Genomic DNA, 17,127 nt, shown 5'->3' with positions numbered 1-17,127 from the left:
TTGCATTCCTCTTGGGGAGTTTTGTATTAATTGAAGTAAGAACAAATTAGCATAATAGCGTCATGAAAAGAACATTTCAGCCATCGCAAAGAAAAAGAAGAAACAAACACGGTTTTAGAGAGCGCATGAGCTCTGCAAACGGTAGAAGAGTATTAGCTTCACGTAGAGCTAAAGGTAGAAAACGTCTTACAGTGTCTGACGAATACCGTCACAAAGGTTAATCTTTGACAAGGATCGGTGGCCGCTTATAAGAGCTTTTTCTGATAAGATTAAGTCATCGTATGAGAAATACATTTACAAAAGAAGAACGGTTATGTGCGAAAAGGCGTATTGATATGCTTTTTAAAAGCGGTTCTTCTTTTGTTTTGTACCCTTTTAGAATTGTTTTTGTTTTCGAAAAAGCAATGAGACTGAAAATTCCTCCCCTGTCAGTCTATTATATCTGTTTCCAAACGTAGGTTCAAAAGAGCAATAGATCGCAATGCGATAAAGCGTATGATGCGTGAAAGCTATCGTCTCCAAAAATCGAATGATTTGATTCCTTTTTGCTTAGACATAATGTAACTTTGTATTTAGCTATTCAGTACGTGGGCAAGCAGATCTTAGCATATGATGTGTTCCATACCGCGATGAATAAAATGCTAAAAAAATTACAGGATGAATGTGCTGATGCTTATTTGGAAAAAGGGAATTAAACCTTTCTTTAGTTTTATTTTCTTAGCTATTATTCGTTTCTATCAACTATTTATTTCACCATTCTTGGGTGCTAATTGCCGGTATACACCTACTTGTTCTCAATATGGCAAGGAGGCTATTCTAAAATATGGACCTTTTAAGGGGGCTGGATGGCCTTGAAGCGAATAGGACGTTGTAATCCCTGGGGCGGCCATGGTCATGATCCTGTACCTTGATTTCAATATAAACGATGAATAATTTAATTTTACAAATTGATACCTCGACCAGCGTTTGTTCGGTAGCCTTAAGTGAAAATGGACAGACATTAACTGTGCTGGATCTTGATGAACCTAACGCGCATGCTGCTAAACTGACTGTTTTGATCGAACAGGTTTTGGCTGAAACAGAACGTTCTATGAAAGAGCTTACAGCGATAGCGGTAAGCATGGGCCCCGGATCTTATACAGGATTGCGTATTGGGGTGTCTACAGCAAAAGGCCTTTGTTATGGTTTAGATATACCTTTGATTGCGATCAATACGCTTGAAGCATTGTTTTTGGATACCACGAACAATTTGGATTAAAGGAAAAAGAAGCTTTTATACCCATGCTGGATGCGCGTCGCATGGAAGTATATTCTGCAGTATATGACCATAAGCGTGAACTTGTAAAACCTACTTCAGCAGAGATCATTGACGCTGATTATTTTGAAGAACTGTTGACTACATACAATTGCGTTAATCTATTTGGTTCAGGTGCTGATAAATTTGATACATTTTTTGATACAAACGATCGGGTGAATGTGCATTTAGGGTTTCGAGATTCTGCTGCGTTTTTATCACAATTGGCGTTTGATAAATTTCAAAATAAAGAATTCGAGGATGTTGCCTATTTTGAGCCTTTCTATCTGAAAGACTTTGTGGTAACGACAAAGAAAAAGGTTGGCTTATAGCCAACCTTTTCTTTGAACCATAAGTAAATGGCCATCGAAATAACAATCATGATTGCCATAGCAATGGGGTAACCATAATACCATTCCAGTTCCGGCATATTTTTAAATTCATTCCATATACTCCCGCCACAAATGTAATCGGCATAAAAAGACTGAGAAAATCGTCAAAATACGCATGATTTCGTTCGTGTGATTTGATGATATATTAAAGAATACGTTCAATAATTGCGCAACATTCTCAGATAAGTTTTCATACAATGTCGAGGTGCGTATTTGAAGATCTTTTAAGTCCCGCGTATATACGTCTTTTTGGAGGACGAATGGAAATGTTCGATGACCTCCTTATATAAAAAGATGACCTTTCTGGCGACATCTATTTGCCGTTTGATGAAATATAGATTTTTCAGTACAGGTTGTTGCTTCATACGTTTCAGAAAAATCAGTTCCTCATAAGAATCGATACGTGTTGACAGTTGTTCCAATGTTTTACTGAAAGTGAAAACCGCAGCTGTGGTAATAAATACAGCCAGTTTTCGACTATTTTTAGTCTTTATACTCGTAAACTCAATGTTTTTGAGCTTCTCTAAAAATTCAATACGGCGTTTATGTACAGTGATTACAAAATCGCTGCCATAGAAAATCGTTAGGCGATCTGTTACTTCGCCTATACTGTCCGAATTCTCTTTGAAATTATCAGACATGACCCGGAGAATAACAAACGTGTAGTTTTCAAATTCTTCAATTTTAGGGAGATGATCTGGTTCCTTGGAATCCTTGATGGAGGCATCATTTAGATTATATCTTTCCTTGATGAAAGTAAAATCTTCCGAGGTAGGCTCGGAGATATCAATCCATTCATAATTTGCGATTTCTTTTTCAACAATCGTTCTGATCATAAATCTAATTTATACAAAGACAAGATACTAAACAATTTTGTTTGTTGCCAATATCTGCAGAACGAGGGGGAGTGGGGTTGCTTTTTAATTGGCAGGTCTGGGTGTTAATAAATCAAAAAAGCCATCAAATGTTATGATGGCTTTCCTGATATTATTTTAGTCTTCTTATTTGTTGGAAGATTTGTATTCGTCATTTAACTGTTTGATTACTTCATTGGTGATTTCCAGCGAAGGGTCAGCATACAATACAGTAGGGTTGGATTTTGAGTAAGTCAGTACAAGTTTATAGCCGTTATCTGCAGCATGTTTTTTCAAAAACTCAGTGATTTTATTATACACGTTGTTGAATTCTTCTGACTCATCTTTAGCGAGGGATGAAGAAGCCGTCTGATCCAATCTTGCCAACTCATCTTGTTTACGTGCTAATTTTTGTTCGGTAGCTTGTCTATCTGCAGCAGACATTGTAGCAGCATTTTTTTGGTAGTCAGCAACCTCACGTTGAAAAGCAGCACTTTTAGCTTGAAGATCAGCTTGTGCTTTTTTACTTTGTTTTCAAGCTTTGACTTGATGTCTTTAAAATATTGATATTTTTCCGAAAGAGAATCAGAATTTAAATAAACGATTTTATCCTTATTACTGCTTTGGCTTTCTTTGCTTACAGCATTTGAATCATTTTTGGAAGGTTCATTTTGCGTTTTTGCACCTTGATTACATGATACGATTGTCCCAGCCAATAAAAGACCAAAGGAAACTTTCGATACAATTGAAAATATAGTGTTCATTTTTTTATTATTTGCAAATTAATACTGAAACAAACCTAACATAAAAAAATCGAAATTCTAATTTTTAAGCATAAAAAAGTAAAATTATCGACCATTTGATTGTTTCGGATTATCCGTTTAATACTTCACCGTAGACTTGATAAATCGGCCAAAATTTCGTATTTTTGAATATTACATTTAACAGTTTTTCAATGAGCGAAGAAAAGAAAATGCATCCACCTACTCGGCCGATAATATTCAGGTATTAGAGGGTTTAGAGGCGGTTCGTAAGCGTCCATCCATGTATATTGGTGATACCGGTGTAAAAGGATTACACCACTTGGTATACGAGGTTGTAGACAATTCAATCGACGAAGCTGTAGCAGGGTACTGTACAGATATCTTTGTTACTATCCATAAAGACAATTCAATTTCTGTTCGGGATAACGGTCGTGGTATCCCTACCGGAATCAACAAAAAGAGAATAAATCAGCGTTGGAACTCGTTATGACGGTATTACATGCTGGTGGTAAGTTTGATAAAGATACATACAAAGTATCTGGTGGTCTACATGGTGTGGGGGTATCTTGTGTGAACGCATTGTCTACACTTTTGAAAGCTGAGGTACATCGCGATGGAAAAATATACCAACAGGAGTATCAAATCGGTAAACCTTTATACGATGTTAAAGAAGTTGGTGTCTCTGATAAGACAGGTACAATTGTAACATTCCATCCGGATGCAACCATATTTACACAAACCACGGTATATAATTACGATACTTTGGCCAATAGACTTCGTGAGCTTGCATTCTTAAATAAAGGGGTAAGCTTAACTTTGGAGGACGAGCGCGAAACTAACGAAGACGGTTCAGAAAAGAAAGAAACTTTTCATTCTGAAGGTGGTTTGAAAGAATTTGTCAAATTCTTGGATGGTACGCGTCAAGCATTGATTCCTGAGCCAATCTATGTCGAGGGAATCAAACAAGGTATTCCTGTGGAGCTGGCTTTACAATATAACGATACTTATTCTGAGAATGTACATTCTTATGTCAATAATATCAATACGATCGAGGGTGGTTCACACGTAGCGGGTTTCCGCAGAGGTTTGACACGTACCTTGAAAGCATATGCAGATAAATCAGGGTTGCTTAAAAACCTAAAAGTCGAAATTACAGGCGATGATTTCCGTGAGGGATTGACTGCTGTCATTTCAGTGAAGGTTGCTGAGCCTCAATTTGAAGGACAGACAAAAACCAAGTTAGGTAACTCCGAGGTAATGGGAGCGGTAGATGTGGCTGTTGGTGAGATTTTAGGTGTTTACCTTGAAGAAAATCCACGTGAAGCAAAAGCGATTGTTCAGAAGGTTGTCATCGCTGCTCAAGCGCGTGCAGCAGCACGTAAAGCGCGTGACCTGGTACAACGTAAAACTGTAATGGGCGGTTCAGGGCTTCCTGGTAAATTGGCCGATTGTCAAGATAATGACCCTACCAAATGTGAGATTTATTTTGTCGAGGGGATTCTGCGGGCGGTACAGCGAAGTCTGGTCGAGACCGTAAGCACCAAGCCATTATGCCGTTACGGGGTAAGATCCTGAACGTTGAAAAAGCAATGGAACATAAGATCTATGAAAATGAAGAGATCAAAAATATGTTTACTGCTTTAGGGGTAAGCGTTGGTACTGCTGAAGATGCCAAAGCACTCAACCTTGAGAAACTGCGTTACCACCGTATCATTATCATGACCGATGCCGATGTGGATGGTTCCCACATTACGACTTTGATTCTGACATTCTATTTCAGATACATGAAAGAATTGATCGAAAGAGGATATGTATATATCGCTACTCCTCCTTTGTACCTCGTGAAAAAGGTAAGGAACATGAGTATGCATGGAATGAAGACCAACGTATTAATGCGATCCAACGCCTAAAAGGAACAGGTAAAGAAGATAGTGTACACGTACAGCGCTATAAAGGTCTCGGTGAGATGAATGCGGAACAACTATGGGATACAACAATGAATCCTGAAACGCGTACTTTGCGTCAGGTAACTATTGAAAATGCTGCTGAATGTGACCGTATTTTCTCGATGTTAATGGGAGACGAAGTTGCTCCTCGTCGTGAATTTATTGAGAAAATGCACGTTACGCAAAAATTGATATCTAAGCACAATTTTATAACGTAAAAAGAAGGTCTGATGAAATTTTCATCAGACCTTTTTTTTATTTCAATTTATTTTCTAACTTAATATAGAGGAATCATTTTTCTGCCGGGATAAATGCTTCTTAAACCAACGGATAGCCAATATTTAATAGAACCTATTATGAAATATTGCAGCAAAATTTTGCTCTTTATAGGTTGTTTTATTGGAATAACCTGTATGGCGCAAACAAATGAAAAAATGAACCTTGAGGAGCTATTTGAAAGCTTATCGGAGGAACTACCCGAAGACACCGATTTAAGTGATTTAAGTGAAAAATGGACCTATTATCTAAAAAATCCGATTGATCTGAATAAGACTGATGGGACAGAACTAATCGAATTACAATTTATAGATCCTTTACTGTTACAACGGTTGATTGAGCATCGTCAGGTTTCTGGCAACTTTATCAATGCCTTGGAGATCCAGTCCATTGAAGGTTTTAATCCACGGATCGTGAGCTTATTGTTGCCTTTCGTTAAAGTCGGAGAGGCTAGTCCATTTACGGGAAGCAAATTCAATGATTTATCACACGAAGTTATGTTGCGATATGGACGGACCCTGGAGAAAACAAAAGGATACCAAATTATAGATACCACAAGATCCCGGTATCTGGGAGATCCCAACCGATATGCCATTCGATATCGGGCTAATCTAAAAGATAAAATTCGCTTAGCAATTAATATGGAAAAGGATGCTGGTGAGCCATTTTTTTAAGGATAAGCAAAAATTGGGATTTGATTTTTATGGAATAAGTTTATTTGTTAAGTCTATTGGTCCAGTTCGCAACCTTGTCATTGGAGATTATGCATTGCAATTTGGTCAGGGACTTAACATGTGGAATGGTTTGAGCTTTGGCAAAGGTGGGCTGATACAGAATACCGCCAGACAGGGAATCGGAGTGAGGCAATACACCTCATTAAATGAGGTTAATTTTATGCGTGGAATTACTGGAACATTACAGCTGCAGCGATTTGAGATCACACCATATTTTTCATACCAGAACATCGACGCGAATGTATCCGATAATATAGAATCTAGGGTCATTAAGTCGACTGCGAAATCAGGATTACACCGAACGCCAACTGAGCAACGCTATAGAAATGCCGCACATCAAATGACTTATGGGGTGAATATCTTATGGCGATATAATCGTTTCAAAATCGGAGTCAATTTCAATCGATCTCAATTAGATGCGATTAAGCTCAAAGGGACGAGTAAACGACAGCAGTATGATTTCGAAGGCGACATGCTGCAAAATATAAGTCTATATACAAACTATACGTTCCGAAATGCTCATCTATTTGGAGAATATGCCAGTAGTCTAGATGGTGGATCGGCTATGTTATTGGGGTCAATTGTCAGCTTACACCCACAGGTATCCACAGTTGTTCTTGTTCGGAATTATAGAAAAAACTACCATACTTTTTATGGACAGGGTTTTGGTGAATCGAGTAACACCTCAAATGAAGAGGGAATTTATGCCGGGCTTACCTATCAGTTGGCAAGAAAGTTAGTTTGGTCCAGTTACATTGATATATTTAGATTCCCAGAAGCTAAATATCAGGCCGATACCGGATCTGTAGGTGCAGACATTTTTAGTCAACTCAGTTATATATGGTATAAGAAAGGACAACTCACGTTGAGGTACAGAAATCGACTAAAACAGACAGATTATTTAGGAGAGGGGCAAACTGAATCAGGACTGGTGAATAGCTCAAAACAACAGGTACGCTTAGAGTTTCAATATAAATTGAATCGTATCTGGACTATTCGTTCTCGAGTTGAAGCTAATTTATTCCAGAAAGAATATGAGGATAATAGTCTAGGCTATCTATTTTATCAGGATTTCTTTTGGAAACCCGATGTTGGAAAAATTCAATTGAATTCACGGATAGCCTATTTTCAAGCTGATACTTATGATAATCGGATCTATGCTTATGAGAACGATGTGTTATATGCTTCAGGATTTGGAATGTATAATATGAAAGGCTGGCGTACATATTTGAACTTAAGGTATAGAATAAACCATAATCTTGATATATGGGCAAAGTATGGTGTTTATTATTACCCTGATAAAGAAGTCATCGGTACAGGATTGGATGAGATCAGCCGTAATAAAAAGTCCGAAATCAAGCTGCAATTGAGATGGCAATTATGAAGGGATTGAGTTTTTATCAAAAGCTGGAACGAATTCCTATACTAAAAATTGCGTCGGTTTACGCTATTGGACTCTTTACAGCTCCAGCGTTAAAGCTCTCACCTGTATGGTTTCAATACCTGCAATATAGTTTGTTCTTGTTGACAGGAATAACCCTTTGCTGCTATATACTCAAAGGAAAGGTCTTTAAATATAGCTATCTTATCGGATATTATATGCTGGTCCTGTTATTTGCTTTGTGGCAATTTTGGCGTAATGACCCACTTTATCTTAGAAATCATTTTTCACATTTTGAGTTGGATAACTATGTTGTGGAAATTACCGAGGAGCCTAAAGCTAAGTCCGGTGTCATTCGATTCTCAGCTGAAGTAATAGGCGGTTATAGCCCGGGACGTTTTATAGCAACCACCGGCAAGATTATGATCTCTTTAAAATCTACAGCAAAAAGCCAGTTTCAATTTGCCGATCGCATTTGGTTGGAAGGTAAAATGGTAAGTGTACCTCCGCCATTGAATCCACTCGAGTTTGACTATAAAGAACACCTGGAAAGAGCCGATATCTATCATCAAATTTTCTTACGGACGGATAGCTATACCATAATCGAAAAAGGAACTTATCAATCCGCTGATGTTACTGGTATGGCGCTAGAAACACGGCGGTATTTTTTAAAAAAATGCGGAATTATTTTGAAAAAGAGGAACACTTCTCCATTGTAGCTGCTTTGATTTATGGTTTTCGTAATAATCTTGATGAAGATACCATAAGAGCATTTACAAACACAGGAACGGTACATATTTTGAGCGTTTCTGGAATGCATGTGGCAGTGCTTTTCAGTTTTTTATCACTTGTGTTTAGATATATTCCCTGGCCGTTAATGTTGAAGTGGTTGCCTGTTGCAATAACATTTTCCGTTATTTGGATTTATGCTTTTATTACAGGGTTAGATCCACCTATTACCCGTGCAGCTATTATGATAAGTTTTGTTTTATCCGCACAATATTTTAAACGAAATAGTTCGACTTTAAATGCGCTAGTAGCTGCCGCAACAGTAATATTGCTCTGTGCCCCGAAAGCGATTATGAATGTAGGATTTCAGCTCTCATTTTTGGCGGTTTTAGGCATGATATTATTTTTGCCAATTTTTGAAAAAATGATTGTTGCAAAAATTCGGTACTGCGTTTTTTTAGGGATACCGTTGGTATCTCTGTAGCTGCACAAATTTTGACAACACCACTGACGCTCTATTATTTTGGACAATTTCCTACCTATTTTTTACTGGCTAATCTATTGGTCGACTTCCCTTCAACATTAGCAATGTATCTGGGTTTTGTGATGACGATCAATCCTATTGATTGGTTAAATGAAATTTTGGGAATCCTCTTGGAAAATTTAATCAGATTTATGCTTTATTGCCTGGATTCCATTGATCATTTGGCCTTTTCAACTATCAAAATCAATATCATTGACAATGGCCTCCTTTTCCTTTCATATGCGGCTATTTTTTCGTTTTTATATGCCTATCAATGGAAAGACAAAAAGTATCACTATTTGGGGCTCCTTTGCGTGACTGGGATCATGATCATAGATATCAACCAACAGATGATAAATAAAAATATGGAGCGATTTCGGGTATACAATACGAGAAGTGAACTAACAATAGCTTATTTTAAGAATAGACGGGCTGTAATTTATAGCACTTTTGATTCATTAAATCATAAAGCCCTGCAATATGCTTGCGGTCGGGAAATTCAGGTATTGACTACTGATGACAATATTCAATTTATTCCATTAAATGGTAAAGCTATAAGGAATAATTATTTAATAGAACTACCCATAGGAAAAGTAGTCGTTATGGAGCATTTTGAAGACACACTACCACAAGCAGATCTATTGGTCATTAGGAAGAATGCTATTCATAAACTATCTGCTGCAGTACATATAATTTCACCCAAAGAGGTTATCCTTGATGGTTCCAATTCACTGAAAAAATCGTTACAAGCTGAAGTCATACTGGACAGCTTGCGTATAAAGAATTATATCATAAAAGATAATTTTGCGTATGTTTGGGATAAGGAGAGCTTATGACTTTAGATAGCATATCAATCTTAAGGCAATATTGGGGTTTTGAATCATTTCGACCATTACAGGAGGAAATTATTCAGTCAGTTATTTCTGGTAAAGATACACTTGCCTTACTACCAACAGGAGGGGGAAATCCATTTGTTTTCAGGTACCGGCATTGATGATGGAGGGAATCTGCATTGTGGTGACACCGTTGATCGCGCTGATGAAAGATCAGGTAGAACATTTGAGGAAAAATGGGATCCAGGCAGTCGCTATTTATTCGGGAATGAAAAAGCGGGAAGTGGATATTACCTTGGATAATTGTGTCTATGGAAAAATAAAGTTTCTTTACTTATCTCCTGAGCGATTGTATAATGATCTTGTCAGGAGCGGATCCGATTTATGAACGTCAATCTATTCGCTATCGATGAAGCGCATTGTATTTCTCAATGGGGTTATGATTTTAGGCCACCTTATCTGGAGTTAGCGAAACTGAAGGAGCTCCATCCTAAAGTGCCATTTTTGGCGCTGACAGCAACCGCCACTGAACGGGTTATTGTCGATATACAGAAGAAACTCAATTTTCCGCAGGAGAATGTATTTGTCAAAAGTTTTCTTCGAGATAACTTAGCCTATATGGCGATTGAGGAGGAAGACAAAATGGGGCGGATGGTGCGTATTATTCATAAACTGGGTGGATCAGGTATCGTGTATGTTCGAAATCGGAGAGAAACGCAGGAGATAGCACGTATTTTAATTAACAATGGAATAGCATCAGACTACTATCATGCGGGGCTGCCTGGACAGGAGCGTGATCAGAAGCAGAATGGCTGGATGACTAATGCTGTTCGTGTTATCGTTGCTACAAATGCTTTTGGTATGGGAATCGATAAACCTGATGTTCGTTTTGTCATTCACCTGGATCTGCCTGATTCGCTGGAAGCTTATTACCAGGAAGCTGGTAGGGCCGGACGTGATGGTAAAAAAGCTTATCCAGTTATTCTTTATCAAAAGAATGATGAAAAGAAACTTGTTGATAGCTTGGAAGCCAGTTTTCCGGATGTCACTTTCATCCAACAGACTTATCATTATCTCTGTAATCATTTCCAGATTCCCTATGGAGCGGGCGAAGGTCTTACGATAGATTTTGATGTGGTTACGTTTGCCAAAAATATCAATTGCCTTTGGTACCGGTCATGAATGCATTGAAATTTTTGGAACGCGATGGTTGGTTGACATTGTCAGAAGCGTTAACGATACCCTCACGTTTCAAATTTGAAATTGATAGTACAGAATTGTACAAGGTTCAAGTGCAATATGTGAAATATGATAAATTGATTAAGGCGATTTTACGTACCTATGGTGGTGTTTTTGAGAATTATATACTAATTAATGAATATGAATTTGCAAACAAGCTTGGCGTTCCATACGGTCGGGTGGTAGAACTGCTAAAATCATTGGAAACATTGGAAATTGCGAGTTACCTTCCTTCTACGGATGCACCACAGCTGACGTTTTTGCAAAATCGTGTTGACTACAAACACCTGTACATCGATCATATCTTTATTCGCGACCGCCATCAAGTCAAAGGGGAACAAGTCAATGGAATGATAGATTATATCGAAAAATCCCATTGTCGCAGCCAGTCCCTGCTGCTTTATTTTGGCGAAAAGAATGCGGGCTTTTGTCAGGTATGTGATCTCTGTTTAATGCGTATCCATAAAGAAAGCCAGCGGGCTAAAATTAAGGAAGAGATAAAAAACAGCCTGTTGTTTGGACCTAAAAGTCTTCACGATCTGATTGACAGTTTGACTCTTGGAACTGAAAAAGAAGAATAGAGATTGTCCGTGACCTACTGGATGCCGAAGTAATTCGTCTGGAGGACAAGCTCTATTCCTGGAATACTTTATTTTGATTATTTTTCTATTGGGAGGTTAAGTTCTTCTCTGCCCCATTCAGACCAGGAACCATCGTATACACGTATGTTGGTGTGACCTGAGATATACGATGCAAAGGCGAGGATAGAGGCTGTTACCCTGAACCACAGGAAAATATGTATTCATTTCCTGGTGTTTTAAATTGATCAAACTGCTGCTTAAGTTCATCAACTTGTTTATAATAAATACCATCAAGCAAATCTTCGAAAGGCAGGTTTTTAGAATGGGGAATATGTCCACCATTAAGGCCTTTTCGGGGCTCCGCAACTAAGCCGATAAATCTTCCTTTACTTCTAGCGTCAAAAATACTTACTTCTGGCGCCTTATAATGTGCTAAGATATACTCTTTGTCAGCGTAAAGGTTTTTTTGAAAATGTGCTTTATAATTTCCCGTATTGTGCTGCTGCTTGTAACTGTCTGTTAGTTCAAATTTATTTTTTTCCAGGCAGGAACTCCTCCATTTAAAATATAGACCTGATCAAACCCCATTACTTTAAACATCCACCAAGCGCGTGGACTGGAATAAACTCCCCATCTGTCATATAAAACAACAATACTGTTCTGATCAATTCCCAATGCTTGAGCTTCTGTTTCAAACACCTGTTCAGATACTAAAGTATGTGGCAATTTAGCAGCGTGGTCAGAGAATTTCCTTCGATATCAAAAAATAATGAATTTGGAAGTAATTCTAACTTTGCGTCTTTTAAAGATTGACCGACCTTATCGATGGTGCAGTCTAGTAGGATTACATTTCCATTTTGGACCAATGTATCCTGAAGTTCGGATGGACTAATTAAGGCTGATTTGAATAACATAACAATGATCTTATGTATACAAAATTACAAAGCAGACCTTTAAAAACAAAGAGGCTGTTCTTTGGGAACAGCCTCTTTTATGGATTGAAAATGCTAATTACTTAGCGTTTTTGTCATTTTCCATTTGCTCTTTCAATTGAGCTAACACGTCTAAGTCGCCTAAAGTAGATTTTTCAACAGAATCTTTTACTTTTTAACAGCTGAAGACTCAGCTTTAGCGTCTTTTTTACGGTTGCTAGACTCTTCTTTGCGAGCTTCTTCTTTCTCTTCTTCCCAAATACGAGAGAGAAATTACCAAACGTTTGTTCTCTTTGTTGAACTCGATGATTTTGAATGAAGTTACTTCATCAACTTTCAATGAAGAACCGTCTTCTTTAACAGAGTGTTTAGAAGGACAGAAACCTTCAACACCATATTGTAGCGCAACGATATCACCTTTATCACCAACTTTGATCACAGTACCTTCGTGGATAGAACCTTCAGTGAAGATTGTCTCGAAAGTATCCCAAGGATTTTCTTCCAATTGTTTGTGACCTAAAGATAATTTACGGTTTTCTTCATCTAATTCTAATACAACTACTTCTAATGTCTCACCAACTTTAGTGAATTCGTTAGGGTGGTTGATTTTTTTAGACCAAGATAAATCAGAGATGTGGATCAAACCGTCGATACCTTCTTCTAACTCAACAAATACACCGAAGTTAGTCATGTTTTTAACAACAGCTGATTGTTTAGAACCAACAGGGTAACGCTCAGTGATGTTTTCCAAGGATCTGGAGTCAATTGTTTGATACCTAAGCTCATTTTACGCTCATCACGATCTAAAGTTAAGATTTGAGCTTCGATCTCGTCACCAACTTTTAAGAACTCTTGTGGAGAACGTAAGTTTTGAGACCAAGACATTTCAGAAACGTGGATCAAACCTTCAACACCTGGGATGATTTCTAAGAAAGCACCGTAATCAGCAACTGTTACGATTTTACCTTTAACTTTAGAACCAACTTCTAATGCTGTATCTAAAGATTCCCAAGGGTGTTCAGATAATTGTTTCAAGCCTAAAGCGATACGTTTTTTCATCGTCAAAGTCTAATACAACAACGTTGATTGTTTGATCTAAAGCTAAAACTTCTTTTGGATGCTCGATACGACCCCAAGAGATATCTGTGATATGCAACAAACCGTCAACACCACCTAAGTCGATGAATACACCGAAGTCAGTGATATTTTTAACAGTTCCTTCTAATACTTGACCTTTTTCTAATTTAGCAACGATCTCAGATTTTTGGTTTTCTAAGTCGTTCTCAATTAACACTTTGTGTGATACGACAACGTTTTTGAATTCGTGGTTGATTTTTACAACTTTGAATTCCATTGTTTTACCTACGTATACATCGTAATCACGGATCGGTTTGATATCGATTTGAGATCCAGGTAAGAAAGCTTCAACACCTTTGATGTCAACGATAAGACCACCTTTAGTACGGCTCTTAACGAAACCAGTAATGATTGCATCATTTTCCAATGCCTCATTGATAGCTTCCCAAGATTTTTGAGTTTTAGCACGTTTGCGAGAAAGTACTAATTGACCGTTAGCATCTTCTTGAGATTCAACGAATACGTCAACTTTGTCACCAATTTTTAATTCTGGTAAGTCACGGAATTCGGATAAAGAAACTAAACCGTCAGATTTGAAACCAACATTTAAGACAACGTCTTTGTTGTTGATAGAAACGACAGTACCTTCAATAATTTCACCTTGGTTAACTTGGTTGAAAGTATCTGCGTATTGTGCTTCAAGTTTAGCGCGTTCAGCTTCGCTATAATTTCCGAAACCTTTATCATTTGCATCCCAGTCAAATTCACCTTCTGGTGTGATCCAAGTGTTTGATTTGATTTCGTCGATTAAGTTTGAATCAGCTTCTGATTCAATTTTTTCAGTGTCTTTCACTACTTTAGTGTCAGCACCTTGTAGCTCTGCGTTTTTCGCTGCTAATTCTTTTTCTGCTTCTTGTTTTTTTGCCATTAATTAATTTTCTCCTTTTTCCTACGTTGTAGGAGTTGCAAAGGTACAAAAAAACTTTTAATGCAAAATTTTATTTTTCTTATTTTATTGAAAGACTTTCAGTTATCCCTAGGCATAGGTTGCTGCCGAACAACTTTGTTCTGAGTGGGCTCAGGACAGGATCTTTCAATGGTCAGAATAGGAGCGGGCAACCCTTATTGTATTCTTTTTGACTGTTCGTTGTGACTTGTCGTGCTATTCGTTATCTTTTTAAAGGAGTTGAAGATCCGCGGCTTGGCGATCACAATAGTTTGCTTGGATAATGCTATTGCAGCATTTAACTCATAGCCCAATAATAATATTAGGGTATTGAGGTAGATCCAGAGCATAATGACGATCAGCGTTCCGATCGAACCATATAATTTATTATATGCACCAAAATGGTTAATATAGAATGTGAAAATCGAGAAAGTCAAAATCGCTAATATAGTGGCCATGGAGGCTCCGGGGCTAAATAACTTCCACTTGTTTGATGTAGATGGACCAAACTTATAAATACAGCTCACTGTAAAGAAATAAATTGCGAAAATAATAATCCATCGAGAGAGCTTTAACAAAGTCGCCCACATACTGGATTTAATGCCCGTAGTTTCCTTTAGATAATCAATCGTTACACCAGCAATTGTAAATACAGTCATCCCGACGGTGAGGGCAAAAATAATAAGAAAGGCTAACGTCAGTGCAACGAACCTTTTTCTTATCCAAGGTCTTTCTCTGTCATTAAGGAAGCTTTATTGAAAGCATTCATCAATGAGGCCATGCCATTTGTCGCAAAATATGCTGCGAAAAGAAAACCGAAGGAAAGGAGCCCTCCATTCTGGTTTTTAATAATATCCTCGAGGGTGGTTTCAACGACAAGGAATGCATTTTTAGGAATGACAACCGCTAAAAAAATCCAGTAATTGCTCCTGAAAGTTGTTGATTGGAATATAGGGAATTAATGTAAATAGAAAGATGATGCCAGGAAATATAGCCAATAAAAAACTATATGATAATGATGAGGCCTTGCTGACGATTGAATCTCTGGCGAGCTCCTGAAAGAAAAACACCGCTACAGTATAAAGGGGAAGTGAACCAAATCCTGGTAACACAACCCGTTTACTCCATTCGATTAATCTAAAATAAGGTTCAAAATTTAATAGCCATTGGTGGAATTTCCCCATATCAATTAAAATATTTACTCATCTTATCCTGAAAGATCTGTGGCGGCATACATGGTTTGTTCTTTTCCATATTGACAAATACCAACGTTGTCTCTCCTTGATTGAGTAACTCACCACTTTCGTTAAAAAGTTCATATTCAAAAATAATACGGATCGCAGGTTTCTTACGAATCGTTACCCGGATCGTTATCAGATCATCATATTTACCCGGTTTGAGATATTTTGTTTTCAACTCTGTGACAGGGAGCATAACGCCCATTTCTTCCAGTTCTTTATAAGATATCCCTGTACTTCTCAGCATCTCAGTCCTTGCTATCTCATAAAAGGCAGCGTAATTGCCATAATAGACATAACCCATTTGGTCTGTTTCTGCATAGCGAACACGAATCTGATGGTCAAATACAAACATTATTTCTTGATATTTCTGGCGTCTAGGGCTTGTTGGAATTTTCGCGCATTCACTAGATGTTCTACTTCTGTTTTTGCAAAGTTATGGTAACCTGAGAAATCATCTTTTGCACACATATAGATATAATCATGTTGCTTAAAATTCAGAACCGCATCAATAGCAGCAATACTCGGGATAGAAATAGGTCCCGGAGGCAAGCCTCTATAGATGTAGGTATTGTAAGGGTTATCCATTCTTAAATGCTTATTTAAGACCCTTCTGATCGTAAAATCATTGTTCGCAAAGATTACTGTTGGATCAGCTTGTAGGAGCATGCCTTTTTTAGACGATTTAAATATAAGCCAGCGATCATGGGCATTTCGTCTTGGTGCAAAGCCTCGCCTTTAACGATGGAAGCCAATGTACTCACCTGTTGTGGGCTTAGGTTCAGTGCTTTTGCTTTAGCAATACGATCTGCATTCCAGAATTTTTTCCACTCATCATCAAAGCGGGCAATAACCTTTTCTGGACTCGTGTTCCAGTAAATTTCATAGGTATTTGGAATGAAAATTGAAATCAGGTTTTCTTTGGTAAATCCAAACTTTTGGGCTGTAGCTTCATCATTCAGTACTGCAATAAATTGTGCTGAATCAGCCTCAAAGCTTTTGCCCAATAATGCAGCCATATTTTCTTTTAGCCTTACATTGGCAAATCTAAATTTCACAGGTTCCTGATAGCCACCGATTAAGTTACCGATCAAACGTCGGTTGTTCATTCCGGGAGTTAATAGGTAGCGACCCGGTTTTACACTTTGTTCGTATTTCTTATATTGGGCAGCACGTTCGAATGAAGCGATATCATCCAAAAGACTAGAGTCTTGAATTGATTTGAGGACATCTTCATACTTTGCGCCCTCATGGATATAGAGGTACTTCTTCTCTCCAGAAACGTTTGAGGCAAAGAAAGCCTTATAAAATGTCCATGCAAAATACCCACCGACGAGGATGACGATTAATGCAATAATTTTTAACCAACTTGGTATTCCTTTTTATTT

20 protein-coding genes and 6 pseudogenes are annotated in these 17,127 nt (G+C 37.8%); 14 read left to right on the top strand and 12 right to left on the bottom strand.

Going from position 1 to position 17,127, the window contains the following annotated elements; genetic code table 11:
• The first annotated feature begins 62 nt into the window (after nt 1-62).
• The 5 genes and pseudogenes from rpmH (at nt 63) to KUH03_RS10245 (ending at nt 1,626) form a co-directional block, all read left to right on the top strand.
• Entirely contained in the window at nt 63-221 is a 159-nt protein-coding gene (gene rpmH, locus KUH03_RS10265; RefSeq protein ID WP_075991291.1) for a 50S ribosomal protein L34, read from the top strand.
• Between the two features lie 214 nt (nt 222-435).
• Complete coding sequence (locus KUH03_RS10260) at nt 436-564, top strand: ribonuclease P protein component (RefSeq protein WP_306429723.1); 129 nt, start codon at nt 436-438, stop codon at nt 562-564.
• A gap of 93 nt (nt 565-657) precedes the next feature.
• Nucleotides 658-911 (top strand): annotated as a pseudogene (yidD, locus tag KUH03_RS10255) (membrane protein insertion efficiency factor YidD).
• Nucleotides 912-925: 14 nt separating this feature from the next.
• Nucleotides 926-1,258 (top strand): tRNA (adenosine(37)-N6)-threonylcarbamoyltransferase complex dimerization subunit type 1 TsaB, encoded by a 333-nt coding sequence (gene tsaB, locus KUH03_RS10250; RefSeq protein ID WP_257093074.1) that lies wholly within the window; start codon nt 926-928, stop codon nt 1,256-1,258.
• A gap of 23 nt (nt 1,259-1,281) precedes the next feature.
• Nucleotides 1,282-1,626 carry a tRNA (adenosine(37)-N6)-threonylcarbamoyltransferase complex dimerization subunit type 1 TsaB gene (locus KUH03_RS10245; protein WP_257093072.1) on the top strand — a complete coding sequence of 115 codons (345 nt, stop codon included), beginning with the start codon at nt 1,282-1,284 and terminating at the stop codon, nt 1,624-1,626.
• Here the strand turns inward: KUH03_RS10245 and KUH03_RS48455 are convergent.
• The 4 genes and pseudogenes from KUH03_RS48455 to KUH03_RS10230 all read right to left on the bottom strand — a co-directional run.
• The gene (locus KUH03_RS48455) at nt 1,578-1,724 is read right to left on the bottom strand and encodes a hypothetical protein (RefSeq protein WP_373564683.1); all 147 of its coding nucleotides are present in this window, start codon (nt 1,722-1,724) and stop codon (nt 1,578-1,580) included. The two genes, KUH03_RS10245 and KUH03_RS48455, sit on opposite strands and share 49 nt — an antisense overlap.
• A gap of 10 nt (nt 1,725-1,734) precedes the next feature.
• On the bottom strand, nt 1,735-1,884 hold the full coding sequence (locus KUH03_RS48450) for a hypothetical protein (protein ID WP_257093071.1): 150 nt from the start codon (nt 1,882-1,884) through the stop codon (nt 1,735-1,737).
• Nucleotides 1,885-1,910: 26 nt separating this feature from the next.
• The gene (locus KUH03_RS10235) at nt 1,911-2,522 is read right to left on the bottom strand and encodes a CorA family divalent cation transporter (protein WP_257093069.1); all 612 of its coding nucleotides are present in this window, start codon (nt 2,520-2,522) and stop codon (nt 1,911-1,913) included.
• A gap of 165 nt (nt 2,523-2,687) precedes the next feature.
• A pseudogene (locus KUH03_RS10230) lies at nt 2,688-3,014 on the bottom strand (OmpH family outer membrane protein); the annotation flags it as partial.
• Between the two features lie 525 nt (nt 3,015-3,539).
• Between KUH03_RS10230 and gyrB the strand changes: the two are divergent.
• From gyrB to KUH03_RS45630, 9 genes and pseudogenes are all read left to right on the top strand, one after another.
• Nucleotides 3,540-5,449 (top strand): annotated as a pseudogene (gyrB, locus tag KUH03_RS10225) (DNA topoisomerase (ATP-hydrolyzing) subunit B).
• A gap of 214 nt (nt 5,450-5,663) precedes the next feature.
• Entirely contained in the window at nt 5,664-6,200 is a 537-nt protein-coding gene (locus KUH03_RS10220; protein ID WP_257093068.1) for a helix-hairpin-helix domain-containing protein, read from the top strand.
• A gap of 13 nt (nt 6,201-6,213) precedes the next feature.
• Nucleotides 6,214-7,644 (top strand): hypothetical protein, encoded by a 1,431-nt coding sequence (locus KUH03_RS10215; protein WP_257093066.1) that lies wholly within the window; start codon nt 6,214-6,216, stop codon nt 7,642-7,644.
• Nucleotides 7,632-8,360: a ComEC/Rec2 family competence protein gene (locus KUH03_RS10210; protein WP_257093065.1), complete on the top strand. Its 729-nt coding sequence runs from the start codon at nt 7,632-7,634 to the stop codon at nt 8,358-8,360. Before KUH03_RS10215 ends, KUH03_RS10210 begins: the two co-directional genes overlap by 13 nt.
• Nucleotides 8,318-8,854, top strand: a complete 537-nt coding sequence (locus KUH03_RS10205) for a ComEC/Rec2 family competence protein (protein WP_257093063.1) — start codon at nt 8,318-8,320, stop codon at nt 8,852-8,854. Before KUH03_RS10210 ends, KUH03_RS10205 begins: the two co-directional genes overlap by 43 nt.
• Before the next feature lie 11 nt (nt 8,855-8,865).
• The gene (locus KUH03_RS10200; protein ID WP_257093061.1) at nt 8,866-9,729 is read left to right on the top strand and encodes a ComEC/Rec2 family competence protein; all 864 of its coding nucleotides are present in this window, start codon (nt 8,866-8,868) and stop codon (nt 9,727-9,729) included.
• Between the two features lie 157 nt (nt 9,730-9,886).
• A complete protein-coding gene (locus tag KUH03_RS48445; protein WP_373564682.1) occupies nt 9,887-10,114 on the top strand; it encodes a hypothetical protein in 228 nt (75 codons plus the stop codon).
• Entirely contained in the window at nt 10,111-10,908 is a 798-nt protein-coding gene (locus tag KUH03_RS45635; protein ID WP_306429525.1) for a RecQ family ATP-dependent DNA helicase, read from the top strand. Before KUH03_RS48445 ends, KUH03_RS45635 begins: the two co-directional genes overlap by 4 nt.
• A complete protein-coding gene (locus KUH03_RS45630; RefSeq protein ID WP_306429524.1) occupies nt 10,905-11,546 on the top strand; it encodes a RecQ family zinc-binding domain-containing protein in 642 nt (213 codons plus the stop codon). Before KUH03_RS45635 ends, KUH03_RS45630 begins: the two co-directional genes overlap by 4 nt.
• 193 nt (nt 11,547-11,739) lie before the next feature.
• Here the strand turns inward: KUH03_RS45630 and KUH03_RS48440 are convergent, their stop codons facing one another.
• The 8 genes and pseudogenes from KUH03_RS48440 to mltG form a co-directional block, all read right to left on the bottom strand.
• Entirely contained in the window at nt 11,740-11,985 is a 246-nt protein-coding gene (locus KUH03_RS48440; RefSeq protein ID WP_373564803.1) for a rhodanese-like domain-containing protein, read from the bottom strand.
• Nucleotides 11,986-12,065: 80 nt separating this feature from the next.
• Nucleotides 12,066-12,272, bottom strand: a complete 207-nt coding sequence (locus tag KUH03_RS10190) for a sulfurtransferase (protein WP_257093059.1) — start codon at nt 12,270-12,272, stop codon at nt 12,066-12,068.
• A gap of 285 nt (nt 12,273-12,557) precedes the next feature.
• Nucleotides 12,558-14,483 (bottom strand): annotated as a pseudogene (rpsA, locus tag KUH03_RS10185) (30S ribosomal protein S1).
• Nucleotides 14,484-14,677: 194 nt separating this feature from the next.
• Nucleotides 14,678-15,226 (bottom strand): annotated as a pseudogene (locus tag KUH03_RS45625) (YihY/virulence factor BrkB family protein); the annotation flags it as partial.
• On the bottom strand, nt 15,220-15,399 hold the full coding sequence (locus KUH03_RS48435) for a YhjD/YihY/BrkB family envelope integrity protein (protein WP_373564802.1): 180 nt from the start codon (nt 15,397-15,399) through the stop codon (nt 15,220-15,222). The pseudogene KUH03_RS45625 and the gene KUH03_RS48435, both read right to left, overlap by 7 nt.
• Nucleotides 15,392-15,685, bottom strand: a complete 294-nt coding sequence (locus tag KUH03_RS45620) for a YhjD/YihY/BrkB family envelope integrity protein (protein ID WP_306429523.1) — start codon at nt 15,683-15,685, stop codon at nt 15,392-15,394. The genes KUH03_RS48435 and KUH03_RS45620 overlap by 8 nt, the downstream gene beginning before the upstream one ends.
• 1 nt (nt 15,686) lies before the next feature.
• Complete coding sequence (locus KUH03_RS10175) at nt 15,687-16,094, bottom strand: thioesterase family protein (protein ID WP_257093057.1); 408 nt, start codon at nt 16,092-16,094, stop codon at nt 15,687-15,689.
• A pseudogene (gene mltG / locus KUH03_RS10170) lies at nt 16,094-16,938 on the bottom strand (endolytic transglycosylase MltG). The gene KUH03_RS10175 and the pseudogene mltG overlap by 1 nt, the downstream one beginning before the upstream one ends.
• Between the last annotated feature and the right edge of the window lie 189 nt (nt 16,939-17,127).

This window comes from Sphingobacterium sp. E70 (assembly GCF_019285695.1).
Lineage (GTDB): Bacteria > Bacteroidota > Bacteroidia > Sphingobacteriales > Sphingobacteriaceae > Sphingobacterium > Sphingobacterium detergens.
This window is presented reverse-complemented; position numbering and strand designations above follow the sequence as displayed.